General features: G+C 73.4%; 19 protein-coding genes, 1 other RNA gene and 1 pseudogene. 3 read left to right on the top strand and 18 right to left on the bottom strand.

Translation table 11 applies throughout. The annotated features are described in order from the left end of the window. Positions 1–211: 211 nt before the first annotated feature. From ACGRHY_RS17385 to ACGRHY_RS17375, 3 genes are all read right to left on the bottom strand, one after another. Positions 212–1,885, bottom strand: coding sequence for a beta-N-acetylhexosaminidase (locus ACGRHY_RS17385; protein ID WP_394636245.1), 1,674 nt, complete (start codon positions 1,883–1,885; stop codon positions 212–214). Between the two features lie 322 nt (positions 1,886–2,207). Beyond that, a complete protein-coding gene (locus ACGRHY_RS17380) occupies positions 2,208–2,495 on the bottom strand; it encodes a DUF3039 domain-containing protein (protein ID WP_093654114.1) in 288 nt (95 codons plus the stop codon). Positions 2,496–2,573: 78 nt separating this feature from the next. Further along, a complete protein-coding gene (locus ACGRHY_RS17375) occupies positions 2,574–3,134 on the bottom strand; it encodes a YqgE/AlgH family protein (RefSeq protein WP_394636244.1) in 561 nt (186 codons plus the stop codon). A gap of 226 nt (positions 3,135–3,360) precedes the next feature. On the opposite strand from ACGRHY_RS17375, the gene murA reads away from it, so the two are divergent. Beyond that, positions 3,361–4,689, top strand: coding sequence for a UDP-N-acetylglucosamine 1-carboxyvinyltransferase (murA, locus tag ACGRHY_RS17370; RefSeq protein WP_394636243.1), 1,329 nt, complete (start codon positions 3,361–3,363; stop codon positions 4,687–4,689). Between the two features lie 103 nt (positions 4,690–4,792). Here murA and ACGRHY_RS17365 read toward each other — a convergent pair whose 3' ends face one another. The 9 genes from ACGRHY_RS17365 to ACGRHY_RS17325 form a co-directional block, all read right to left on the bottom strand. Continuing rightward, a complete protein-coding gene (locus tag ACGRHY_RS17365) occupies positions 4,793–5,074 on the bottom strand; it encodes an HU family DNA-binding protein (RefSeq protein ID WP_093654109.1) in 282 nt (93 codons plus the stop codon). Positions 5,075–5,388: 314 nt separating this feature from the next. Further along, a complete protein-coding gene (locus tag ACGRHY_RS17360) occupies positions 5,389–6,822 on the bottom strand; it encodes an NAD-dependent malic enzyme (protein WP_394636242.1) in 1,434 nt (477 codons plus the stop codon). A 467-nt stretch (positions 6,823–7,289) separates the two neighbouring features. Continuing rightward, entirely contained in the window at positions 7,290–9,671 is a 2,382-nt protein-coding gene (locus tag ACGRHY_RS17355; protein ID WP_394636241.1) for a HelD family protein, read from the bottom strand. A 186-nt stretch (positions 9,672–9,857) separates the two neighbouring features. Beyond that, a complete protein-coding gene (locus tag ACGRHY_RS17350) occupies positions 9,858–10,988 on the bottom strand; it encodes a uroporphyrinogen-III synthase (protein WP_394636240.1) in 1,131 nt (376 codons plus the stop codon). 136 nt (positions 10,989–11,124) lie between these two features. Then, on the bottom strand, positions 11,125–12,516 hold the full coding sequence (locus tag ACGRHY_RS17345; RefSeq protein ID WP_394636239.1) for a nitrate/nitrite transporter: 1,392 nt from the start codon (positions 12,514–12,516) through the stop codon (positions 11,125–11,127). Between the two features lie 103 nt (positions 12,517–12,619). Continuing rightward, entirely contained in the window at positions 12,620–13,903 is a 1,284-nt protein-coding gene (locus tag ACGRHY_RS17340) for an acyltransferase family protein (protein WP_394636238.1), read from the bottom strand. Beyond that, entirely contained in the window at positions 13,900–16,062 is a 2,163-nt protein-coding gene (locus ACGRHY_RS17335) for a bifunctional polysaccharide deacetylase/glycosyltransferase family 2 protein (protein ID WP_394636237.1), read from the bottom strand. The genes ACGRHY_RS17340 and ACGRHY_RS17335 overlap by 4 nt, the downstream gene beginning before the upstream one ends. After that, positions 16,059–16,394, bottom strand: coding sequence for a hypothetical protein (locus ACGRHY_RS17330; RefSeq protein WP_394636236.1), 336 nt, complete (start codon positions 16,392–16,394; stop codon positions 16,059–16,061). Before ACGRHY_RS17330 ends, ACGRHY_RS17335 begins: the two co-directional genes overlap by 4 nt. Positions 16,395–16,852: 458 nt before the next feature. Continuing rightward, positions 16,853–17,830 (bottom strand): LysR family transcriptional regulator, encoded by a 978-nt coding sequence (locus ACGRHY_RS17325; RefSeq protein ID WP_394636235.1) that lies wholly within the window; start codon positions 17,828–17,830, stop codon positions 16,853–16,855. 83 nt (positions 17,831–17,913) lie between these two features. Between ACGRHY_RS17325 and ACGRHY_RS17320 the strand changes: the two genes are divergently transcribed. After that, on the top strand, positions 17,914–19,278 hold the full coding sequence (locus ACGRHY_RS17320) for an MFS transporter (RefSeq protein WP_394636234.1): 1,365 nt from the start codon (positions 17,914–17,916) through the stop codon (positions 19,276–19,278). 81 nt (positions 19,279–19,359) lie between these two features. Here ACGRHY_RS17320 and ssrA read toward each other — a convergent pair. The 5 genes from ssrA to ftsE form a co-directional block, all read right to left on the bottom strand. Continuing rightward, positions 19,360–19,731, bottom strand: a transfer-messenger RNA (tmRNA) gene (gene ssrA, locus ACGRHY_RS17315). Positions 19,732–19,921: 190 nt separating this feature from the next. Continuing rightward, positions 19,922–20,401 (bottom strand): SsrA-binding protein SmpB, encoded by a 480-nt coding sequence (gene smpB, locus ACGRHY_RS17310; RefSeq protein WP_394636233.1) that lies wholly within the window; start codon positions 20,399–20,401, stop codon positions 19,922–19,924. Positions 20,402–20,419: 18 nt separating this feature from the next. Further along, positions 20,420–21,694 (bottom strand): S41 family peptidase, encoded by a 1,275-nt coding sequence (locus ACGRHY_RS17305; RefSeq protein WP_394636232.1) that lies wholly within the window; start codon positions 21,692–21,694, stop codon positions 20,420–20,422. A gap of 130 nt (positions 21,695–21,824) precedes the next feature. Further along, positions 21,825–22,742 carry a permease-like cell division protein FtsX gene (ftsX, locus tag ACGRHY_RS17300; protein ID WP_394636231.1) on the bottom strand — a complete coding sequence of 306 codons (918 nt, stop codon included), beginning with the start codon at positions 22,740–22,742 and terminating at the stop codon, positions 21,825–21,827. 9 nt (positions 22,743–22,751) lie between these two features. Beyond that, positions 22,752–23,441, bottom strand: coding sequence for a cell division ATP-binding protein FtsE (ftsE, locus tag ACGRHY_RS17295; protein WP_093849794.1), 690 nt, complete (start codon positions 23,439–23,441; stop codon positions 22,752–22,754). Positions 23,442–23,721: 280 nt separating this feature from the next. On the opposite strand from ftsE, the gene ACGRHY_RS17290 reads away from it, so the two are divergent. After that, positions 23,722–23,922 (top strand): hypothetical protein, encoded by a 201-nt coding sequence (locus ACGRHY_RS17290; RefSeq protein WP_394636230.1) that lies wholly within the window; start codon positions 23,722–23,724, stop codon positions 23,920–23,922. Positions 23,923–23,987: 65 nt separating this feature from the next. Here the strand turns inward: ACGRHY_RS17290 and ACGRHY_RS17285 are convergent. After that, positions 23,988–24,631, bottom strand: a pseudogene (locus tag ACGRHY_RS17285) (transposase); the annotation flags it as partial. Between the last annotated feature and the right edge of the window lie 84 nt (positions 24,632–24,715).

Genomic DNA, 24,715 nt, shown 5'->3' with positions numbered 1-24,715 from the left:
GCACATTCCGGGGGGCCGCCGGAGCCGGGGTCCGTGAAGGGAGCATCCGTCCCTGACCTGGTCGATGGCCCGCTTTCGGCGGTTGTCACCGACAGAGGCGCCTTGCCACTCCTGGGAGACCTTGTACTACTTTATACAAGCCGTTTCGGGCGTCGCTCCGGTGCGGTACGGAATCCGGTACGGAATCCGCGGGGCGCCCGGGGCACCGGCCTCAGGACACCCGCGGCGGCTCCTCGAACGGGCACCCCCCGATACCGGGGCGGCGCTGCCACGGGCGCGGCCCCGACGGCGGCCGGTAGGCCACGCCCAGCGCGTCGAGGCGGGCGTAGTGGGCGGCGGCCATCCGCCGCTCGAAGTCCCCGAAGCCGCCCGCCCCGTCCCGGGCGCCCGGCCCCGACCACACCACCTCGGCGAAGGCGGACAGCCGCGGGAAGGCCTGGTAGTCGGCGCGCCGCTGGTCGTCCACGACCTCCGTCCACAGGTTGGCCTGTGCGCCGACGACATGCTCCGCCGCGCCGGTGCCCGCGAGTTCGGGCGGCACGGGGTCGAAGCCGTACACGTCGCGCAGGGTGCGCACGTACCCGATGGGCACCGGTTCGTCCTCGCCGCCGTCCTGCCGGTGGTCGAGGTAGACCTCCTGCTCGGGACACATCACCACGTCGTACCCGGCCCGTGCGGCGGCGACCGCGCCCGCGCGGCCACGCCAGGAGGAGACCACCGCGCCGGGGCCGGGTCCCGTGCCCGTACCGCCCATGCCGGCCGCCAGAATCTCGTCCCACCCCACGAGGCGGCGCCCGCGCTCGGCCAGCCAGCGGTCGAAGTGCCGTACGAACCAGCCGTGCAGGGCGTCCACGCCGTCCAGCCCGAGCTGCCCGGCCCGCGCCCGCGCGGCCGGCGAGCGCCGCCACTGGTCCGCGGGGCACTCGTCGCCGCCGATGTGCACGAACTCGCCCGGGAACAGCTCCAGCACCTCCTCGAACACCCCCTCGTAGAAGCGGAGTACGGCCTCGGTGGGAGCCAGGACGTCGTGGCTGACGCCCCAGTCGTCCCACACCTCCGGGACGCCTCCGCGGGCGTCTGCGTTGCCCAGCTCCGGGTAGGCGGCGACCGCCGCCTGCGAGTGGCCGGGCAGGTCGATCTCGGGGACGACGGTGATGTGGCGCTCGGCGGCGTGGGCGACGATCTCGCGGATGTCGTCGTGGGTGTAGAAGCCGCCGTGCGGGCGCACGTCCCACAGCGGGGATGCCCGGTGCCCCAGCCTCGTGCGCCGGCGCCAGGCGCCGGCCTCGGTGAGCCGGGGGAAGCGCGCGATCTCCAGGCGCCACCCCTGGTCGTCCGTCAGATGCAGGTGCAGCACGTTGAGTTTGTGCGCGGCGAGCAGGTCGATCCAGCGCAGCACGCCGTCCTTGGGCGTGAAGTGCCGCGCCGTGTCCAGCATGAAACCACGCCAGGCGAAGCGGGGCGCGTCGGCCACACGGACGTGGGGCAGCGACCAGGTGCGGCCGGGCAGCGGCGCGCGGCGGTACGCGGCGGGGCCGAGGAGCTGCCGCATCGTCTGGGCGCCCCAGAAGACACCGGGGGCCGCACCGCCGCGGATCTCGGCGCCGCCGCCGGTCACGTCCAGCCGGTAGCCCTCGGGGCCGAGTTCGGCGGCGACCGCCTCGTCCACGCGCAGCCGCACGACGGCACCTCGCCCGCCGTCCGCGCCGTCCCTGCCGGCGGGCGGCAGGGGCAGACCGGTGGCCGCGGCGAGGGCGGTGCGCAGCCAGTGGGCGGCCCGACCGGTGCCGGGGCCGGCGTCGAGCGCCGTCCGCGCGTCGAGTGCCAGCAGTCCGCCGCCGTCCTCGACGGAGCGCGGCAGGGGGACCAGATCGGGCTCGTACATGCCCGGTTCTCCTCGCATGTTCCGCGGGCCGCGCAGGCCGTCGGCGCGCGCCCTCGTCCTCGGCGTCCCGCTCCCGGGCGGCCCTGGGGAAGCAGTGTTGCACCCTGCGCAACACCTGTTTCGTCATACACAACCGCGCAGGAGCGTAGGGCAACCCGCGGCGGCCGACAAGGCACCCCGGCCGGTCCCGGACGCCTGCCCGTACGCACGGCGGCCCCCGGAACGCACCGAGGCGCGCTCCGGGGGCCGCTGAAGGAGTGACGGGCCCTGTGCGGGGCGGATCAGGGCCGGACGGGGGAGGAGGGGCCGCCGGGGGGCTGCGTCACTTCTTGCCGCCGCCGTCCTTGCCCTTGTCGCCGCCGGCTCCCATGGACTCGTAGATCTCCTTGCACATGGGGCAGACCGGGTACTTCTTGGGGTCGCGCCCCGGGACCCAGACCTTGCCGCAGAGCGCGACGACGGGAGTCCCGTCGAGCGCGCTGGCCATGATCTTGTCCTTCTGGACGTAGTGGGCGAAGCGCTCGTGGTCGCCATCGCCGTGGGACACCTGCGGGGTGGGCTCGACGAGGGTGCCGGTGCCCGTCCCGCGCTCGGGCTCAGGAGTGCTCATGGGCCCCAAGGGTACTGCGACCGACCCCGAGGGCACCCGGACCCGCCCCGCCCGGAGCAGCGGTCCGGGACGGTACGGCTAGTTCAGCGAGGGGTCGTCGGGATACGTGGCCACCATCGCCAGCTCACCGCGCTGGCGGCGCAGCACGGACCGCCACAGCCGCTCCGGGTCGGGTGCGAAGACGTCGCCGGGCTCGGACTCCACCACGTACCAGGCGCCCTCCTCCAGTTCGTTCTCCAACTGGCCCGGCCCCCATCCGGCGTAGCCGGCGAAGATCCGCAGCGAGCCCAGCTCGGCGGCCAGCAGCTCGGGCGGCGCCTCCAGGTCCACCAGGCCGATGGCCCCGTGCACCCGCCGCCACCCCAGCGGACCCTCGCCCCCCGGGATGACGGCCACCCCGAGCGCCGCGTCCAGCGAGACGGGCCCGCCCTGGAAGACCACGCCCGGCTCCCCCGCCAGCGCGGCCCAGGGCTCCAGTACGTCGCCGACGTCCACGGGCGTCGGCCGGTTGAGGACGATGCCGAGCGAGCCCTCCTCGTCGTGGTCGAGGAGGAGCACCACCGCACGGTCGAAGTTCGGGTCGGTCAGCGCCGGCGTCGCGACGAGCAGCCGCCCGGTGAGCGAGGTCACCTCGGTCATGCCCCCATGATCCCCCACCACGGGCCCGGACGGAGGCCCGAACCCCGCACAACACCGCGGCGCGGCCCGGAGACGGCGCGTGAGCGGGCGCGGCCCGCACCGGCGCGGGCCGCGCCCGTACGCCCTCCGGCCCCGTCCGCGCCCCGGACGAACGGATACGGCCCGGGTGTACGGCCATTACCATTCCCTGTGCCCCTGCTCTTCTTCATCCTGGAACGCGAGGCCCATGACCGGCACCGACGACGTACTCCTTGTCCACGGCGGCACACCGCTGGAGGGCGAGATCAGAGTCCGGGGCGCGAAGAACCTCGTGCCCAAGGCCATGGTCGCCGCACTGCTCGGCAGCGAACCGAGCCGGCTGCGCAACGTCCCCGAGATCCGGGACGTGCGGGTCGTCCGGGGCCTGCTCGAACTGCACGGCGTCACCGTGAGCAAGGGCGAGGAATCCGGTGAGCTGGTGCTCGACCCCTCCTACGTGGAGAGCGCCAACGTCGCCGACATCGACGCCCACGCGGGCTCCTCCCGCATCCCGATCCTCTTCTGCGGCCCCCTGCTGCACCGGCTGGGCCACGCCTTCATACCCGGCCTGGGCGGCTGCGACATCGGCGGACGCCCGGTGAACTTCCACTTCGACGTACTGCGCGAGTTCGGCGCGACGATCGAGAAGCGCGCCGACGGCCAGTACCTGGAGGCCCCGCAGCGGCTGCGCGGCTGCAAGATCAAGCTGCCGTACCCGTCGGTCGGCTCCACCGAGCAGGTCCTGCTGACGGCCGTACTGGCCGAGGGAGTGACCGAACTCTCCAACGCCGCCGTGGAGCCGGAGATCGAGGACCTCATCTGCGTACTGCAGAAGATGGGCGCGATCATCTCCGTGGACACCGACCGGACGATACGCATCACCGGTGTGGACAAGCTCGGCGGCTACAACCACCGCGCCCTGCCCGACCGCCTGGAGGCCGCCTCCTGGGCGAGCGCGGCGCTGGCGACCGAGGGCAGTGTGTACGTGCGCGGCGCCAGCCAGCGCGAGATGATGACGTTCCTCAACACCTACCGCAAGGTGGGCGGCGAGTTCGAGGTGGACGACGACGGCATCCGCTTCTGGCACCCGGGCGGCGCGCTCAAGGCCATCGCCCTGGAGACGGACGTACACCCCGGCTTCCAGACCGACTGGCAGCAGCCGCTGGTGGTGGCCCTGACCCAGGCGTCGGGCCTGTCGATCGTCCACGAGACGGTGTACGAGTCGCGGCTGGGCTTCACATCCGCCCTGAACCAGATGGGCGCGCACATCCAGCTCTACCGCGAGTGCCTCGGCGGCATGCCGTGCCGCTTCGGCCAGCGCAACTTCCTCCACTCGGCGGTCGTGTCCGGTCCCACGAAGCTCCAGGGAGCCGATCTGGTCATCCCGGACCTCCGCGGCGGCTTCTCGTACCTGATCGCCGCCCTGGCGGCCCAGGGGACCTCCAGGGTCCACGGGATCGATCTGATCAACCGGGGCTACGAGAACTTCATGGAGAAGCTGCCGGCGCTGGGCGCGCGGGTGGAGCTGCCCGCCTGACCCCACCGGCCCCCGGCCGGGCCCGCGCAGCGCGGAGGGCGGTCACCCCTTCTCCGGGGTGACCGCCCTCGTGGCGTGTGCCTGTGTGGTGCCGCGCCAGGGCTCACTTGCCCTTGGCGGCCTCCTTCAGCTTGGAGCCCGCGGAGACCTTCACGCTGTAGCCGGCGGGGATCTCGATCGGGTCGCCGGTCTGCGGGTTGCGCGCGGTGCGAGCGGCACGGTGAGTGCGCTCGAAGGTCAGGAAGCCGGGGATGGTGACCTTCTCGTCGCCCTTGGCGACGACCTCGCCGACGGTCTCGGCGAACGCGGCCAGCACAGCGTCGGCGTCCTTGCGGGTCACCTGGGCGCGCTCGGAGAGCGCTGCCACCAGCTCACTGCGGTTCATAATTCGTACTCCCGTGTTTTTCTTGCCTGTGAGGCATGAGATCGAAGCCGATGCTGCCAAGGCCCTCGGACAGTCCCCGGACCCGGGTCTGCTGCCAGACCTTCTGCGTCCGCGGGGGCGCCCCCAGGACGCAGCCCTCGGGGGAGCATCCTGCCCCCACCTGCGGTGGTAATGCCAATCCGGCGCCCTGCGGCATCGTCCGGGGGACGCCCGTGACACGCCATGATTACACTCCGTAGCCACCCTCGGTGCGGCTTTCGCCACCCTAAGGGGCCATACGGGTGGGATGCCCCCGACGCGCCGGTCCCACGCGGTCAGGACACCGTGGCGGTCGTCACAGACTCCCCGGCCGCGATGGCGGCCTCCCGCACCGCTCCGGCGACCGCGCCCGCGACCCTGTCGTTGAAGACGCTCGGGATGATGTAGTTCGCGTTCAGCTCGTCCTCGTGCACCACGTCGGCCAGCGCCCACGCCGCGGCCAGCATCATCTCCTCGTTGACCGTGCGCGACTGGGCGTCGAGCAGGCCCCGGAAGACGCCGGGGAAGACCAGCACGTTGTTGATCTGGTTGGGGAAGTCCGAACGGCCGGTGGCCACCACCGCGGCGGTCCGGCGGGCGACCGCCGGGTCCACCTCCGGATCGGGGTTGGCGAGCGCGAAGACGATGGCGCCGTCGGCCATCGCCGCCACGTCCTCGGCGCCGAGCACGTCCGGGGCGGAGACGCCGATGAAGACGTCGGCGCCGGCGACGGCCTGCTTCAGCGTGCCGGTGACGCCCTCGGGGTTGGTGTTGTCGGCGATCCAGCACAGCGGCGAGTCGGGGGCGGCGTCCACCAGGTCCGCGCGCCCGGAGTGCACCACGCCGTGGATGTCGGCGACCACCGTGTGCTTCACTCCGGCGGCCAGCAGCAGTTTGAGGATGGCCGTGCCGGCGGCTCCGGCGCCGGACATCACCACCCGCACGTCCTCGATGCGCTTGTCGACGACGCGCAGCGCGTTGGTCAGCGCGGCCAGTACCACGATGGCGGTGCCGTGCTGGTCGTCGTGGAAGACGGGGATGTCCAGCGCCTCGCGCAGCCGCGCCTCGATCTCGAAGCAGCGGGGGGCGGAGATGTCCTCCAGGTTGATGCCCGCGAAGCCGGGGGCGACGGCCTTGACGATCTCGACGATGGCGTCGGTGTCCTGTGTGTCCAGGCACAGCGGCCAGGCGTCGATGCCCGCGAAGCGCTTGAAGAGGGCCGCCTTGCCCTCCATGACCGGCAGCGCGGCCTTCGGCCCGATGTTGCCCAGGCCCAGCACGGCCGAACCGTCGGTGACGACGGCGACGGAGTTGCGCTTGATGGTCAGCCGGCGGGCGTCCTCGGGGTTGGCCGCGATCTGGGTGCAGACCCGGGCCACGCCCGGGGTGTAGACCATCGACAGGTCGTCGCGGTTGCGGATGGGGTGCTTGGACGCCATCTCGATCTTGCCGCCCAGGTGCATCAGGAAGGTCCGGTCGGAGACCTTGCCGATGGCGATGCCCTCGACCTCGCGCAGCTTGGCGACGATCTCGTCGGCGTGCGCGGTGGAGGAGGCGGCGATCGTGACGTCGATGCGCAGCCGCTCGTGGCCGGAGGCGGTGACGTCGAGACCGATGACCGAGCCGCCGGAGGACTCCACGGCCGTGGTGAGCTGGCTGACCGCCGCTCCTCCGGCGGGCACCTCCAGGCGGATGGTCATCGAGTACGAGACACTGGGCGCCGTTGCCATGGCCGGGTTCCTCTGCTTTCCGTGGTGCTGTGCGCACATCCGGCCCCCTCGCCGGATCGCGTCACCCGATCGTCGCACCTACCGACCGGTAGCGGGTAACCGGTTCCGGAGGACGGAAAGTGCTTCCCGCCGCGGAAGGCGCGGCCCGGTCCGCCGTGTGACGCGCGGCACGCCACACGCCGCGGGCGCCGGGCCCGGAAGCACAAGGACGAGGGGTCCGCACCGCCTCCCGGCGGTGCGGACCCCTCGGATCCACGTCTGCGACACCGACCCGCCATGCTCGCCTCGCGGCAAGTGGTCGCTCGAAGCGACGAAGGTTGGGCCCGGGGGCTTGGATCGGGCCGGTGCCACAGCCAGGCTAACAAACGATCGGCGACGGTGATTCCGTTCGGCTCCGGCGGCCGGGAGATCGCGCGGAGCCCGCCCGCGATCCGCCCGGAACCCGGACAGGATCCGCTCCCGCCACCTCACTCCCGCAGCAGGTCGGGGACCCCTTCCGCGTCCGGCAGGTCCTTCGCCCGCGCCAGGACCGTCAGCCGCTGCGTGGCCCGGGTCAGCGCCACGTACAGCACCCGCAGGCCCGCCGGGGACTCGTCGGCGATCTCCGCGGGCGAGACCACGAGCGTCGCGTCGTACTCCAGGCCCTTGGCCTCCAGGCTGCCCAGCGGCACCACCCGGTCGCCGAGCCCGGCCAGCCAGGCGCGGGCCTGCTCGCGGCGGCCCATCGCCACCACGACGCCGACGGTGCCCTCCACCTCCGCCAGCAGCCGCTCGGCCTCCGCGCGGACCGCCCGGCCCACCGCCTCGCCCGGGCCGCCCGGGCCTTCCGGGCCGCCAGCCACCGTGGCGAAGCGCGGCACCAGGCCCGTGGCGCGGACCGCGCGGGGCGGGCACACCCCCGGCATGGCCAGGGCCAGCACCCGGGCGGACAGCTCGGCGATCTCGGCCGGGTTGCGGTAGTTGACCGTCAGCTCGAAGCGGCGGCGCGGACGGGTTCCCAGCGCCTCGTCGCGGGCGGCGGCGGCCTCCTCCTGGTCCGACCAGGAGCTCTGCGCCGGGTCGCCGACCACCGTCCACGTCGCCTGGCGGCCGCGCCGGCCCACCATCCGCCACTGCATCGGCGTGAGGTCCTGCGCCTCGTCGACGATGACGTGCGCGTAGTCGGTGCGCTCCTCTTCCTCCCGGCGTTCGGCGCGGGCGGTGCGGCCGGCGAGGCGGTCGGCGTAGGTGCTCAGCTCCTCCAGGCCGGTGAGCTGGTCCAGCGGGTCCATCTCCCGCTGCCCGCGGGGGCGGGCGGGGGTGCCGAGCAGGACCCGCAGCTCGTCCAGGAGCGCGACGTCGTGGACGGACAGCGGGCCGCAGCCGTCGGCGTCCAGCCGGGCCAGCGAGCGTGCCAGCCGCCGTACCTCTCCCGGCTGGAGCACACGGCGCGCCCAGCGCGACAGCCGCTTCTCGTCCGCCATGGCCGCCAGCACGCGGCGCGGGGTCAGCTCGGGCCACCAGGCGTCCAGGAAGCCGGTGAAGTCCGTCTCGGTGGAGACGTCCTCGTCGAACCCCCGGCGCGCCTCCGCCGCCAGCTCCGGATCGGTGTGACGGCGGCCCGCTCCCGAGCGCTCCCACAGAGCGTCCAGCAGCAGCCGCCGGGCGCGCGGGCGCAGCAGGTTGACGGGCGCGGTGCCGCCGAGCGCCTGCTCGCGGATCCGGCGCAGGTCGTCGGCGTCCAGTTCCAGGCGCGTGCCGAGGGCGACCACCCGCAGCCGGCCGGGCACCGTGCCGGCGCGCAGCGCACCGGGTTCCAGCGTGCCGCGTGCGGCCCTGCGCAGCACCCGCACCATGCGGGAGGAGCCCTTGACGCGGGCGACGGCCTGCTCGTCGTAGGTGCCCGCCTCGGCGCCCTCCACCAGCGAGCCCAGCGCGCGGACGGCCACCTGGCCCTCCTCGCCCAGCGACGGCAGCACGCCCTCGGTGTAGGACACCAGCAGCGGGGTGGGGCTGACCACGAGGATGCCTCCGGCGTAGCGCCGCCGGTCCTGGTAGAGCAGGTACGCGGCGCGGTGCAGCGCGACGGCCGTCTTGCCCGTACCGGGGCCGCCCTCGACCTCGGTGACGGAGACGGCGGGGGCCCGGATCACCTCGTCCTGCTCGGCCTGGATGGAGGCGACGATGTCGCGCATGGTGTGTCCGCGGGACCGGCCCAGGGCCGCCATCAGGGCGCCGTCGCCGACCACGGCCAGTTCCTCGCCGTCCAGGTACGCCGTCAGCTCCGGGCGCAGCAGGTCGTCCTCCACGCCCAGTACGCGGCGGCCCCGGCTGCGGATCACCCGCCGCCGCACCACCCGGCCCGGCGCCACCGGGGTGGCCCGGTAGAAGGGCGCGGCGGCCGGGGCGCGCCAGTCGATGACCAGCGGGGTGTAGTCGGCGTCGAGCACGCCGAGCCGGCCGATGTGCAGGGTCTCGGCGATGTCCGCGACGGCGGCACCGGCACCGCCGGTGCGCACGGCGCCGTCGGCGGGCTCGACGGAGGTGTACGCGCCGTCGGGTCCGCGCTCGCCGTCCTTGCCGCGCAGCAGGTCGATCCGGCCGAAGAGGAAGTCCTCGAACTCGCTGTTGAGCCGGTTGAGGTGCACACCGGCGCGGAAGACCTGCGCGTCCCGCTCGGCGAGCGCCCCCGGTGTGCCGACCTGGGCGCGCTTGGCGGCGTCCGCCATGAGGAACTCCGCCTCGTGGATCTTCTCCTCGAGGCGCCGGTAGACCCGGTCGAGGTGCTCCTGCTCCCCGCGGATCTCCCGTTCCCGTACGCCGTCGTGCACCTCGTGCCCGCCACCGTCGCCGGCGGCGGTCCCCGGCACCGACGGCACTGTCTCCTGCGCTCCCAACGCACGGCCCCCTTCTGCTGTACCCAGGGCAGCCGTCCACCGTACGCCAGGGGATCGCGGCGCGCACGCGGCCGAGCCCTCGCAACCGGCCGCGTCCGAGTGCCGCGCGGGCGGCGTCGAACCGGTTGCGGCCCTGCGGCACCCGACCGCCGGCTGCGGTCACACGGCTCCGGAACGTCCTTCCGACGGGTCGAAGGCGAGCCGGTAACCGCGCTTGACCACCGTCTGGATCATCCGGGGCGCGCCCAGCGCCGAACGCAGCCGCGCCACCGCCGTCTCCACGGCGTGCTCGTCGCGCCCCGCGCCGGGCAGGGCGCGCAGCAGGTCGGCGCGGGAGACCACCCAGCCGGGCCGCCGGGCCAGGGTCCGCAGCAGCGCCATCCCGGCGGGCGGTACGGGCCTCAGCCCGCCGTCCACGACCGCCGCGTGGCCGCGGATCTCCAGCCGCCGCCCGGCGACGGGCAGAGCCGGCGCGCGGGCGGGCAGCTCCCGGCACAGCAACTGGACCAGCGGCCCGATCCGGAAGCGCTCGGGCCGCACCACCGGCACGTCGTGCGCGGCCAGCGGCAGCGCGGTGACCGGCCCCACGCACCCGGCCAGCACGTCACCCCGCAGCGCCTCCAGCACCCCCTCCCGCACGCCGCGCCGCTCCGCGCGCTCCAGCAGCGAGGCGGCGGCGGGGGCGGAGGTGAAGGTGACCGCGTCCACCGAGCGGGCCCGCACGGCGTCGATCAGCCGGTCCAGCGGAGCGATGTCCTCCGGCGGCAGCCAGCGGTAGACGGGGATGCCGACGACCTCCGCCCCCGCCTCGCGCAGCGCCTCGACGAAGCCGGGCAGCGGCTCGCCGTGGAGCTGGACGGCGATCCGGCGTCCGGCGACGCCCTCGGCCAGCAGCCGGTCCAGGACCTCGGCCAGCGACTCCGACGGCGGTGACCACGCCTCGGTCAGCCCCGCGGCCCGTACCGCGCCGCGCACCTTGGGGCCGCGGGCGAGCAGTTCCACACCGCCCAGCACACCCCGCAGCTCCTCGCCCAGCCCCCAGCCCTCGGCGGCCTCCACCCAGCCGCGGAAGCCGATGGCGGTGGTGGCCACCACCGTGTCGGGGGCGCGGCCGAGCAGCGCCTCGGTGGCGCCGAGCAGTTCGCCGTCGTCGGCCAGCGGCACGATGCGCAGGGCCGGTGCGTGCACCACCGCCGCGCCGCGCCGCTCCAGCAGGGCGCCCAGTTCGTCGGCGCGCCGGGCCGCGGTGACGCCGACGGTGAAGCCTTCCAGTGGTCCGACCTGGTGCATGGGGTCCTCGTCCGCAGTCGTTCGTACGGGTCTCGCCCGCACAGCCGTGGGGCAACCGAGCCTGACAAGGATGCGTGACGCCCCCGGTTCCCCGCGGTTTCCCCGGTGTTACACACGCCGCGCCCGCACCGCCCTCTCACACCCCCGCGTAAGCGGCCCGCTTCTCCTCCCCGGCCACCGAGTCGCGGACGCGCCCGCCGCCTCCGTCGAGCCCCGCACCCGGCCGCATGTATACGGCCCAGGTGACCGCCGCGCACACCACGTAGTAGCCGAGGAAGACGGCGAAGGCCCCGGTACCGGTGCCGGACGCGACGAAGGACTGGCGCAGGGCCATGTTGATGCCCACCCCGCCGAAGCCGCCGACCGCCCCGATCAGCGCCATGGCCGCGCCCGACAGCCGCCGTGCGCGGACGGCGGCCGCCTCCCCCGTCAGACCCGTCTCGTGGGCCCTGGCCTGGAAGATCCCCGGGACCATCTTGAACGCCGAGCCGTTGCCCAGACCGGTGAGGACGAACAGGACGACGAAGCCGGCGATGAACAGCGGCAGCGACTCCCGCACCGACGCGGCCACCACGATGCCGGCCGCGCCCGTCATGGCCCCGAAGTTCCACAGGGTCACCCGCGCGCCGCCCAGCCGGTCGGCGAGCCGGCCGCCGACGGGGCGGACCAGCGAGCCCAGCAGTGGGCCGGTGAAGGTGAGCGAGGCGGCCTGCAGGGGGGTGCGGCCGAACTGGCTCTGGAGCACCAGGCCGAAGGCGAGGCTGTAGCCGATGAAGGAGCCGAAGGTGCCGATGTAGAGGAACGACATGATCCAGGTGTGGCGGTCTCGTGCCGCCTCCCTCGCCGCGCCCGTGTCGCCCCGCACGGGTCCGAGGTTGTCCATGTACCGCGCGCTGAGCACGGTGGCGGCGACGATCAGCGGCAGATAGGCGGCGAGCAGCAGCCTGGGCTGCGCGGCCCCGGCGACGGCGATGGTCAGCAGGCCGGCGAGTTGGACGACGGCGACGCCGATGTTGCCGCCGCCCGCGTTCACACCCAGGGCCCAGCCCTTCAGGCGCAGCGGGTAGAAGCTGTTGATGTTGGTCATGGAGGATGCGAAGTTGGCGCCGCCGACCCCAGTGAGGACCGCCACCAGCATGAAGGTGGTGTACGAGGTGCCCGGTTCCATGACCACCAGCAGGGCGGTGGTGGGCGCCAGCAGCATCGCGGCGCTGATCACCGTCCAGTTGCGGCCGCCGAAGCGGGCGACCGCGAAGCCGTAGGGCATCCGCAGCGCGGCCCCGACCAGGGAGGCGACGGCGACCAGGAAGAACTTCCCCGCCGGGTCGATGCCGTACTCGGGGCCCATGAACAGGGCGAGGACCGAGAACATGCTCCACACGGAGAAGCCGATGTGCTCGGAGACCACCGAGAGCGCGAGGTTGCGGCGGGCGACGCGGCGGCCCGTCCTCTCCCAGAAGTCCTCGTCCTCCGGATCCCAGTGCTCGATCCAGCGGCCCCTGCCGGGTGCGGTCGTCGGAGCGGTCATGGCGCCTCCATAGCGTCGGGTGTCGGCTCCCGACGCTATGGACGGCGCGTTTCACCCCGGTGCCGCCAGGTGACCTCCGCGCAACCTTGCCCTCACCCGGAGGTCAGGGCGTGTGTGAGCCCTCGCCGACCGCCCCGCGCGCGCCCGGGACCGCCCCCGCACCCGTACCGCCGCCCGCCCGGCCCTCGCCCTTCCGGTCCTCGGCCTTCCGGCGGTGCGGGCCGCGGGGCCACAGCCGGGGCCGGCGCCGGGCGGCGAGGTCCTCGGCCCAGCCGAAGGCCGCCACGAGCACGGCGAGCAGCGGCCAGAGGAGCAGGAACATCAGCACCGGGTAGGAACTCTCCAGCAGTCCGGAGAGGGCGGGGGACCGCCACACGGCCGGGATCCTCCACAGCAGGTCGATCACGGGCACGGTGGCGAGCAGGGCGATCTCGTGCCACAGGTAGACCGACACCGCCCGGTTGTTGGCCAGCGTGATCGTGCCGTCGAAGCGCCGGAGCCGTTCGGGCAGCCGCTGCCAGGCGGGGCTGACCTGGAACAGCAGGACGCAGTACCCGAAGGACCACAGGGCCTGGCCCAGGGGGATGTCGCCCAGGTCCCAGCCGTCCGGGCCCGGGTGCCCGGCGCTCCACCACAGGCCCAGGCCCATGAAGACCGGACCGATCGAGGGCGCGAAGTACCCGGGGACGCGGTAGAGCACCCCGTCGTGGTGGGCGAAGCCGAGCACCCAGCAGGCACCGTAGACCGCGAAGTCCCGCACCGCCTCGCCCGTGGCGCCGGGGATCTCCACCAGGCCCGTGCCGACGACGGCGGTCAGGCCGAGCGGAGCGAGCAGGGTGGCCCACGGCAGTGCGCGGAACGCCTTCAGCAGCAGTGGCGAGAGCAGCACGAACCAGAAGTAGGCGCGCAGGTACCACAGGGGGCCGGCGGCCTGCTGGGCCCAGCCCGCGTCCAGCATCCCGCCGTCCTCGCCGATGCGCACCGGGAAGGGCGGGGTGCCCGCGGGCACCACCCAGAAGGCCAGCTTCAGCCACCACAGGGCGGCCTCCTCGCCTCTGGCCGGCCGCCATTCCTGTGCGAACAGGACACCGAGCACCACCAGGCCGTACAGCCACAGCGGCAGCAGCAGGCGCCGGATCCTGCCGCGCAGCACCCCGGGGGCGGGGCGTGCCAGGGAGCGGGCCATCAGTGCGCCGGCCAGCGCGAACATCACACCCATCGACGGGAAGAGGAACGTCAGCCAGCCCCAGGCGAAGGTGTGGTAAAGCACCACGCGCAGCAGCGCGAGGGTGCGCAGCAGATCGAGGTAGCGGTCGCGCCCGGCGGCCGGCGCGCGGTTCCCCGTACCCGGGGGCGGGACCGGGGAGGGGGTCGCCGTCTCGGTCATACGGTGGTGCTCCCTTGCATGCGACGGGGTTCCGCGACGCCCGCGGGTGCGGAGTCGACGACGCCGGTGCGGCGCAGTTTCTGCCAGCGCAGCCGGCCGCCGGTGAGTGCGGTGACCCAGGCCCGCAGCAGCACCAGGTACATCAGCTGGCGGTGGAGGATCTGCTGCAGGGGCAGCGAGACCAGGTGGACCAGGGGTTCGCGGTCCAGCCGGAAGGCGTACGCGGCGCACGCCGCCTGGACGGCCAGGACGCCCAGCCAGACCGCCGCCGTCCGCTGCGCGGGCCCGAAGAGCAGGCCGTACAGGAGGAACACGTCGATCAGCGGGGCGAGCAGCGGCATCAGGACGGTGAACAGCGAGATGAACAGCAGTCCGACACGGCCGAAGCGTCCCGAGGGACCGCGCTCCACCACCGCCCGGCGGTGCTTCCACATCGCCTGCATGGTGCCGTAGCTCCAGCGGTAGCGCTGGGACCACAGCTGCCGGACGGTTTCGGGCGCCTCGGTCCAGGCCCGGGCGTTCTCCGCGTAGACCACCCGCCAGCCGTCGCGGTGGACGGCCATGGTGAGGTCGGTGTCCTCCGCGAGGGTGTCGTCGCTGACGCCGCCGACGCGTTCCAGCGCCTCGCGGCGGAAGGCGCCCACCGCTCCGGGCACCGTGGGCATGCAGCGCAGCACGTCGTACATCCGCCGTTCCAGGCTGAAGCCCATCACGTACTCGATGTGCTGCCAGGCCCCGATGAGGGTGTCGCGGTTGCCGACCTTGGCGTTGCCGGCGACGGCCCCGACGGCCGGATCGGCGAAGGGCTGCACCAGTTCGCGGATGGTGGAGGGCTCGAAGACGGTGTCGCCGTCCACCATCACGACGATGTCGTGCGAGGCGTGGGCGATGCCGTTGTTGAGGGCGGCGGGTTTGCCCGCGTTGGCCTGCCTCACCACCCGCACGTTCGGCAGCCGCATGGCCTCGACGATGCCGGCCGTCGCGTCGCGGGAGCCGTCGTCGACGACGACGACCTCGACGTGGTGGTCCCCGGCCACCAGGGAGCGCACGGTGCCGGCGATGCACTTGGCCTCGTTGTACGCCGGGACCACCACGCTGACGGGCCGGGTGACCGGCTCCGGACCCCAGGCGGCTCTCCGGCGCGCGGCGCGGCCGTGCGCCCTGGCCAGGAGCAGCATCAGCCCGAGGCGGGCGAAGGCCAGGAGGCCGACCGCCGTCAGCGCCACGATGAACAGGGACGTCGCCCGCTCCGCGACGCCGACGGCGAGGACGAAGAACCTGCCCCTCCACAGTTCGGAGCCGCTGACGGGGGTGTGGGCGCTGGGGGCCCTCAGCGCCTCGGTGAGGTTGGTGAACGCGTAGCCGCGCGCTTTCAGCTCCGGCAGCAGCCGGTCCAGGGCGGCCACGGTCTGCGAGCGGTCGCCCCCGGCGTCGTGCATCAGCACCACGGCGCCGGCGCCCGGCTCCTTCGGAACGGCCCGGCGGACGATCTCGTCCACCCCCGGGCGCGCCCAGTCCTTGCTGTCGGTGTCGTTGAGGACCGTGATGTAACCGCGGCCGCCGACGTACCGGACCACCGGCCAGGACTCGTTGTCCAGGGCGTGCGCGTGCGAGGAGTACGGCGGCCGGAACAGATAGGTCCGCACCCCGGCCGCACCGGCCAGGGCGAGCTGGTTCTGCGCCAGCTCCCAGTTGATGCGGGATTCCGACTGGTAGGACAGGTCGGGGTGGTTGAAGGTGTGCAGGCCGATCTCGTGGCCCTCCGCCACCATCCGCCTGACCAGTCCGGGGTGGCGGGAGGCCATGGCGCCGGTCACGAAGAAGACCGCGTGCGCGTCGTGCTCGGCCAGCTTGTCCAGCACCTTCGGCGTCCACACCGGGTCCGGGCCGTCGTCGAAGGTCAGCACGATCATGTGGTCGGGCACCCGGTGGCCGGCCGGACGCGGGCCGGAGGCGTCCACGACGGGGCCGCCCTCGCGGACCTCCCGGGGCACCCGGTCGGCGGGGGCCCCGGGCCGCACCCGGTGGTCCGCGAGGAACTCGCTGTGCACATAGCCGCGCAGCATCAGCACGGTGAGGGCGGTCAGCAGCAGCGGCAGGACCAGCAGTCGGCGCAGCCTTCCCCGCCGGCGCCGGCGCCCGTGCCTCCCCAGGGTCATGGAGAGGTCTGCTCACCGGGAAGCGGGGCGGCCGTCGCGGCGTCCCGTACGGTTCCCACCGTCCAGTCGATGGCGGCTCCCCCGCCCCCGGTCCAGCGCATGCCCGGACCCTCGTGACCGCCCCAGTGCCTCCGTGCGCCGAAGCCCGGCGTGTCGGCCAGGAGCGCGGAGGGCCCGGCCTCCGCGGTGGCGCCGGGCGCCGGCCTGCCGGAGACCGTGGGGCTGCCTCCCGTCAGGGTGGCGGCCAGTACGGCCACACAGCCTCCGCACAGGGCTCCGAACGACCAGCCGAGGGCCCGCAGCACGCGCCCGCGCCTGCCGGTCGCGTCCACGAAGACCGGTCCCCCCGGGGGGCTGCCGGCCCCTGGATCAGCACACGTCATTCAGGAACACCTCCTCTGGTTTCTCACGCGTGCCGGGCGCCACATGCGAAAGGGCCGGCGCATGACACCGGCCGCGCTCCGCTCTTCCCTGGCACCCCTCCCGAAGAAAATATCCCACAAGCTGACAAATCGTGATCAAAAGATCATCCAAGAATCCGCCCTCCGGGCCCGGAGGGCGGCGCCGCCCCTCGCCCGCGCCACCCTCCGGCACTCAACGGGGCTTTCGGTAAAGGCGGTTCGGGAGTGCCCCGCCGTGCCGGTCCATCGGCGGCCCGGCGCGGTTTCACCCGCTCACAGGAGACACCGACGGCGCTCCGGTACTCCGGTGGGACGATCGTCCGGGCTGTCCGGGCTGTCCGGACCGGACCGCTCCGGAGTACGGCCGGGGCCGTCGGTCCGGCCGGGAATCAGCGCGCCGGCGGCGCGGCCACCCCCAGCAAACGCGCGTCCGGCTCCGGCAGCCAGGAGCCGTGGGGCCGCTCCCGCCAGCGTCCCGCCTCGGCCAGCCGCCGCACCGCCGCCCTGAGCGCGTCCAGCCCCGGGTGGCGCAGACCGCGCCGCCAGACCATCGAGACCGGCGAGAGCGGCACGGGATCCACCAGCGGGCGCAGCACCATGCCCGGCACCGCGGCGAAGACCTCACTCGCCAGCACCGACCAGCCGCGCCTGCGGACGACCCGGCCGAACTCGGCCTCCCCCTCGATCTTGGGAAAGGGCGCGGCGAGTTCTATCCCGCGGCCCGCGAAGAGGTGGCGGGCGTAGTCGGTCCACTCCGCGGTCTCGGGGTTGCCGGCCCCCGCGTACAGGATCTCCCCTGCCAGCGTGTCCAGCGGCACCCTGGGCAGCCGGGCCAGCCGGTGCCCCTCCGGCAGCAGCACGGCCGCCCTCTCGTAGCGGATCAGGCGGTGGTCGAGCACGCCCAGCACGGCCGGATCCAGTCCGGCGACCCGGCCGAAGGAGACGTCCAGCCCTCCGTCGGAGATCTCCGCGGCGGCACCGATCAGGCCGCTGTGGTAGCGGGCGACGAACTCCAGGTCGGGCGCCAGCCGCCGGACCTCGTCCAGCACCCGCTGCCCGGTGGTGGCCGGAGCGCCGACGTCGACGATCAGGGGGCGCTCCTCGCGTACGGCCGCGGCGTTCAGCTCCTCGTGCGCCACCAGCACGCGCTGGGCGTACGGCAGCAGCCGCTCCCCCTCGGGGGTCAGGGACACGCGCCGGGTCGTACGGACGAACAGCACGGTGCCGAGCTGCTCCTCCAGCCGCCTTATGTCGCGGCTCAGCGACTGCTGGGCGACGAACACCCGGGCGGCCGCACGGGTGAAGTTCAGTTCGTCGGCGACGGCGACGAAGGCGCGCAGCAGCCGGGGGTCGGTGTCTCGGGGCACGCCCCATGGTGACAACACAGGCGCGTCAATGGCCAGCGACAAGGTGTTGGACACCTCACAGACGCCCGGCCCAAGGTGTGTACATGCCGAACTCGTCCACCGGACCCGCCCCTGCCCCTCCGCCCGCGGCGGAGCGCGGGGAGTCGGCCACCGTGCCGCGCGGCCGGCCCGCCGACGCCGGGAACCGCACCGCGCGCACGCGCTGGTTCACGCCCTACGTGCGGCTGTTCGCGCCGCCCGGGACGCGGGCGTTCGCCCTCACGGGCCTCCTCGCCCGGCTGCCGGTGGGGATGCTGAGCATCAGCGCGGTCATCATGATCGCCACCACCCGCGGCTCGTACGCCCTCGCCGGAGCCGTCACCGCCACCGGGCTGGTCGCCACCGCCCTCCTGGCGCCGCTGGTCGCACGGCTGGTGGACCGCCACGGGCAGGCCCGGATCGCCGTCCCCGCGGTGTGCCTGTCCGCGGCCGCCTCGCTGACGCTGCTGCTGTGCGTGCGGTACGACGCCCCCGACTGGACGCTGTTCGCCGCCTACGCGGCCGGCTCCACCGCCCCCAACACCGGCGGCATGGCCCGGGCCCGCTGGGCGTACCTGTACCGCGGCCCCTCGCCGGAGGCCGAGGCCGCGCGGCACACCGCCAATTCCTTCGAGCAGGCCCTCGACGAGCTGTGCTTCATGCTCGGCCCGGTGCTGGCCACCTTCCTGTGCGTCTCGCTCTTCCCCGAGGCGGGCACCCTGACCGCCACCGTCCTGCTGCTGGGCGGCACCCTGCTGTTCGCCGCCCAGCGCCGCACCGAGCCGCCGGTCGCACCGCACGACGGCCCCGCCCGCGCGGCCGCGCTGCTGCGCATCCCGGGGCTGTCCGGGCTGCTGGCCGCCTTCCTCGCCACCGGAGCCGTCTTCGGCGCCCTGGAGGTGGTGACCGTGGCGTACGCCGACGGGCTGGGCCACAAGGGCGCGGCGGGAGCCGTCCTCGCCCTCCAGGCCCTGGGCTCGGGCGCGGCCGGACTCGCCTTCGGCGCCCTGCGCCCGGCGGGATCGCCGGGGCGGCGCTTCGCGGTCTGCGTGGGCGCGATGGCCGCCCTGATGACGCTGCCGCTGCTCGCCTCGACCGCCGGCAGCCTGCTGGTGCTGGCCCCCGCGCTGCTGGTGGCCGGGATGGCGACGGCCCCCGCGATGGTCACCGGCATGACGCTGGTCCAGCGGCTGACCCCGTCCGGCCGGCTGAACGAGGGCATGACTCTGGCCGTCACCGCCCTGCTGGGCGGCATAGCCGCCGGTTCGGCGGCGGGCGGCTGGGCGGCGGAGCACCTGGGCGGCTCGTGGGGGTACGCGGTACCGCCGGCGGCGGCCACCCTCGCGGCCGCCGTCGCTCTGGCCGCGGCGGCCGCCGCGGCCAGAGCCCCGGGGCCGCGGGCCCGGGCCCGGGCGTCCGGAAGGCGCTGAGCCGCGGCCCGTCCGCCCGGCCCGGGACGTGCCGAAGGCCCCGCCGTCCGAGGACGGCGGGGCCTTCGGCCCACATGGGATGAGTGGAGATGGCGGGAATCGAACCCGCGTCCAACGGTGCAGAACCAGGGCTTCTCCGAGCGCAGTCCGCTGTGATTTTCTCGGCCCCGGCGGTCACGCGGACAAGCCGCCGACAGGCCCAGTCACTGTTTGATGTCCCGCCAGCCCCCGTGACCGGGGTTAACGGTGAAGTTCCCTAGCTGATGCCAGGATCCAGGGCGGGAACGCCCCTGGGCTGACACTTCGCAAGTCGCTGATCAGGCAGCGAGGGCGAAGGAATCGCGCTTGGTGTTGGCGATTATTTTTTCGCGGCACATGGTTAACGAGATCATTGCCGCGTTCCTCGGCTCGCTTCCCCTGCTTCAACAGCCGCTGTCGAAACCGATCATCCCCATGTTCATTTGACAAGCTCGCCCGGCCTGGACCGGACGGCGCTGGTGTCATTGTACGGGTCAGCGCGGAGGGCTGCCAACGTATTCCCGGGCGGGTGGTCCCCGGCCACCCGGACCACCCGGGCCGTGAGCGGCCGGCCGGCCGCTCACGGGCGGCGGCCACGCCGGGGCGGAGGGCGGTGGCGCGGCCCTCAGGCCCGCCGGCGGCGGCGGGCCGCCGAGACCGCGCGCTCGGCCTCACGGCGGTCCTGCTTCTCCCTCAGTGCCTGCCGCTTGTCGTACTCCTTCTTGCCGCGCGCCAGCGCGATCTCGACCTTGGCGCGGCCGTCCTTGAAGTACAGCTGGAGCGGGACCAGCGTCAGGCCCGACTCCTGGAGCTTGCCGACCAGCTTGTCGATCTCGGCGCGGTGCATCAGCAGCTTCCGCTTGCGCCGCGCACTGTGGTTGGTCCACGTCCCCTGGCTGTACTCGGGGATGTGCACGTTGTGCAGCCACGCCTCACCGCCGTCGAGCTGGGCGAAGCCGTCCACCAGCGACGCCCGCCCCTGCCGCAGCGACTTCACCTCGGTGCCGGTCAGCACCAGCCCGCACTCGTAGGTGTCGAGGATGAGGTAGTCGTGCCGCGCCTTCTTGTTCTGCGCGATGAGTTTGCGCCCCGTCTCTTTAGCCATAGCACCGCCATTGTTCCACTACGACCGGGTGGCGAGGCCACTCAATACCGTGCGGGCCTCCTCCTGCGCGTCCTGCCCCGGCAGCACCTCCAGGTCCGGGAGCAGCCCGCCTTCCTCGAAGGTCCGCCCACCGGGGGTGGTGTAGTGGCCGACGGTCAGCTCGGCGACCGAGCCGTCCGGCTGCTCCCTCGGTTCCTGGACCGAGCCCTTGCCGAAGGTCCGGGTGCCGACGACGACCGCCCGGCCGCGGTCCTGGAGGGCGCCGGCCAGTAGTTCGGCGGCGCTCATCGTGCCGCCGTCGACGAGCACCACCAGGGGGGAGGCGGTGTCCCCGCCGGGCTCGGCGTACAGCGCGCGCTCGGTGTCGCCGTCCCCGTAGGTGGCCACCAGACCGCCGTCGAGGAAGACGGAGGCGGCCTCGGCGGCCTCGGCGACCAGACCGCCGGAGTTGCCGCGCAGGTCGAGCAGGATCCCCCCGCCCGGGGGGAGGTCCTCCACCGCGCGCCGCAACTGCTCCCCCGTGCCCCTGGTGAACGAGTCGATCCTGACGCGGGCGGCGCCGGCGGCCGGCTCGTCCGGGTCCTCCGGCGCACCGGGGGAGGCCGCGCCCAGGGGGATGGCGGTGACGGTCTCGACGCTGAGCCGGGCCCGTTCCAGCCCCTCCTCCCAGCGCAGGCTCCCGCGGCTCAGGCCGAGGGCGACCCGGCTGCCGGGCGGGGCCCCCTCCCCCGGCGCGCCGCCGCGCAGCAGGGCCACCACATCCGTGACGGGGCGGCCCTCGACCCCGGTGCCGTCGACGGTGACCAGCCGGTCCCCGGCGCGTACGCCCGCCTTCGCGGCGGGGCTGCCGGGCTGGACGCGGGCGATCTCGATCCGGTCGGCGCCCGTACGGCGCACGGAGACGCCCACGCCGACGTACCGGCCGTCCAGGGACTGCCGGAGCCCCGCGTACTCGCGGGCGGTGTACGCGGCGGCCCAGCGGTCCCCGCTGCGGCTGACCAGTTCCTCGGCGTCGTGCACGGCGTCATGCCCGGCGTCCTCGTGCGCGGCGCCCTCGTACGGCGGACCGCCCTCCCCCGACCCCGCGCCGGCCGGTCCCGGGCTCACAGGCGCCGCGTCACCCTCGGCGACGTCTCCCCACGATTCGGTGACGGCTCCGGTCCCCAGCACGGCCACGAAGACCAGGGTCAGCCCCGCCCCCCGGAGGATGCGGCGAGGCCGGCGCCCGCCTTCCGGGGCCCGGGCCGCGCCCCGGACGAAACCGTGGGGAACGAACTTCGACGTACCCGACATGCTGCGGAGTCTAGGACACGGGCGGGCGCCGCACGGGAGGTTGCACGGACGGCCGCGGCGTCCTTCGTCACACCCCGGGAGCGCCCGGGGGCGTTCGAACGGCCCCGGGCGCTCCCGGACCGCGGTCCCATCACACCTTCAGGTACTTGCGCAGCGTGATGAAGGCGGCCAGCGCGGGCATCAGCACACCGACCACGAACACCAGCGGAAGCACCTTGAGCAGCGCGTCCCAGCCGATGAAGTCGATCAGCGGCATCTGCTCGGCCAGCGACAGGCCGGCGTCGATGAGGAAGTAGCGGCCGACCACCAGCAGCACCGTGGCGCCGACCGCGCCCAGCAGCCCCGCGAACGCGGCCTCCGCGATGAACGGCATCTGGATGTAGAAGCTGGACGCGCCCACCAGCCTCATGATCCCCGTCTCCCTGCGCCTGCTGAACGCCGCCACCCGCACGGTGTTGACGATCAGCAGCAGGGCGACGACCAGCATCAGTCCCATCAGCCCGAGCGCCGCGAAGTTCATGCCCTCCAGCATCCGGAAGAGGTTCTCCAGCAGGTTCCGCTGGTCCTGGACCTCCTGGACGCCGTCACGGCCGGAGAAGGCGGTGCTGATGACCTCGAACTTGGTCGGATCCTTCAGCTTGACCCGGTAGGACTCCTGCATCTGGTCCGGGGTCAGCGAGTCGGCCAGCGGGGAGTCCTTGAACTGCTCCCGGTAGTGCTTGTACGCCTGCTCGGCGGACTCGTGGTAGACCGTCTCGACTATGCCGAGCTTGTCGAGGTCCGCCTTGATCTGGCGCTTCTGCTGGGCGGTGACCGCTCCCTTGGCGCAGTTGGGGTCGGAGTCGGCGTCGTTCTCGTTGCAGAGGTAGATCGACACCTGGACCTTGTCGTACCAGAACCCCTTCATGCTGTTCACCTGTTCACGGGCGAGCAGCGCACCGCCGAGCAGGGCCAGCGACAGGGCGACGGAGACGATCACCGCGAAGGTCATCGTGAGGTTGCGGCGGAGACCGACGCCGATCTCCGACAGTACGAACTGGGCGCGCATGGCGTCCTTTCAGTGCTGGTAGCCGTAGACACCGCGCGACTGGTCGCGCACGAGACGGCCCTTTTCTAGTTCGATCACGCGCTTGCGCATCTGGTCGACGATCTGCTGGTCGTGGGTGGCCATGACCACGGTCGCCCCGGTGCGGTTGATCCGGTCCAGCAGCTTCATGATGCCGACCGATGTCTGCGGGTCGAGGTTGCCGGTTGGCTCGTCGGCGATCAGCAGCTTCGGCTTGTTGACGAACGCGCGGGCGATGGCCACTCGCTGCTGCTCACCACCGGACAGCTCACCGGGCATCCGGTCCTCCTTGCCCGCCAGACCGACCAGATCGAGCACCTGGGGAACGGACTTGCGGATGTCGCCGCGCGACCGGCCGATCACCTCCAGGGCGAAGGCGACGTTCTCCCCCACCGTCTTGTTGGGGAGCAGCCGGAAGTCCTGGAAGACCGTGCCGACCTGGCGGCGCATGTGCGGCACCTTCCAGTTGGACAGGCGGGCGAGATCCTTGCCGAGGACGTGCACCTGCCCGTGACTGGCGCGCTCCTCCCTCAGGATCAGCCGCAGGAAGGTGGACTTGCCGGAGCCGGAGGAGCCCACCAGGAAGACGAACTCGCCGCGTTCGACCTCCAGCGACACGTCGCGGAGGGCGGGGCGGTTCTGCTTGGGGTAGAACTTCGAGACGTTGTCGAATCGGATCACGGATTTACACCACGTCGACCTGGGTAGGGGCAGCGGAAGCCGCGGAGTGGATCCCCGTCGGTGTGGTGACCCTACGCGAATCCGCGAGGGGCCCGCAGTCGGCGTCCGCGGTTGGGGGTTTTGTCCGGCGGCACATCAGGCGCAAACCAGGCATTGGCCATGACTTTCTGCGCTCCGGCCCCGGTGCTGGCACAGTGGAGGCAGAGCTTCCGGCCGCGGAGGCGTAAGCGGGAACAGAAGGCCGCCCGGTGGCGTTGGCATTGCATAAGGAGGACATCGCATGACGTGCGACCGACTGGTGTGTGCCAACTGCGCAGGGCCGGTGAGTGAGGGCCGTTGCCCGGTGTGCCGCGCGCACCGCGAGCGACTGCACCAGGAGAACGGACCGTTCTCCCTGGGACCCCTTTCCCCGGCCGCGCTGGCGGCGCTGCTGCTGGCCCTGATCGCCGTGGCCCTGCTGGCCCGCCAGGCCGCCGTGTAGGCCACCTCGCGGTGCCGTGCGGCGCGTGCGCGCCGCGAGGTGTGAAACGAATGAGACGTATGAGGGGCCCGGCCCGGAGCGATGCTCCGGACGCCGGCCCGGGTGGCGTAATGCCGGAACCAGTCCGGTGCGGCGATCTCCGCCAGCCGGTCGGGGGCGGCCTGCGCGAGCGCGTTCAGCGCCGAACGAAGCGTCTCCGCGGCCGTCTCCAGCCAGCACAGTTCCCGAACCGCGGACTGCACATGCGTGGAATCGGTCCGGGCCCGGCCTGACGTCTTCAGCGGGCCTTTGTCACGGGCCGCGGCCAGGATGCCGTCCAGCACCCTCCGCCCGGCGTCCGCTTCGACGAGGCGGTCCCGGAACTCTGCCAGCACCGAGAAGTCGAAGCCGGGATCGGCCAGTTCCGGCGCGAGGGCGTATTTGAAGCCGATCCTCGCCCGCACCGCCTCGGCGGCCTGCCGGTCGGTGAGCCCCTCGACGAACTGCAACACCAGCGCCGGCGCCGGCGCCAGTCGGCCCGGTGACCAAGCAGGCTTCCCCCGCGCCGGGAAGAGGTCGGCGAACTCCTCGTCAGTGAACGGCGGACCCGGCCCGTCCCGGACCCGGGTCGCCCGGCTCCCCTTCGGGAACGCGGCCCGCGTCACCCGCACCGTCTCCGCCGGGATCCCCCCGGCCCCTTCGGCTGCATGGACGGCGACACCCACCCCATACGACAACGTCGGCTCCCAGGACCACAACCGGGTCTTGGGAGCCGACGTCACGCACGGGCCCGAAATAACCAGCAGCGTCCGCT

Origin of the sequence: Streptomyces shinuiensis (assembly GCF_043660855.1) — a bacterium.
GTDB lineage: Bacteria > Actinomycetota > Actinomycetes > Streptomycetales > Streptomycetaceae > Streptomyces.
Note: the sequence above shows the minus strand (reverse complement) of the source record. Positions and strands in the feature narration are given on the sequence as shown.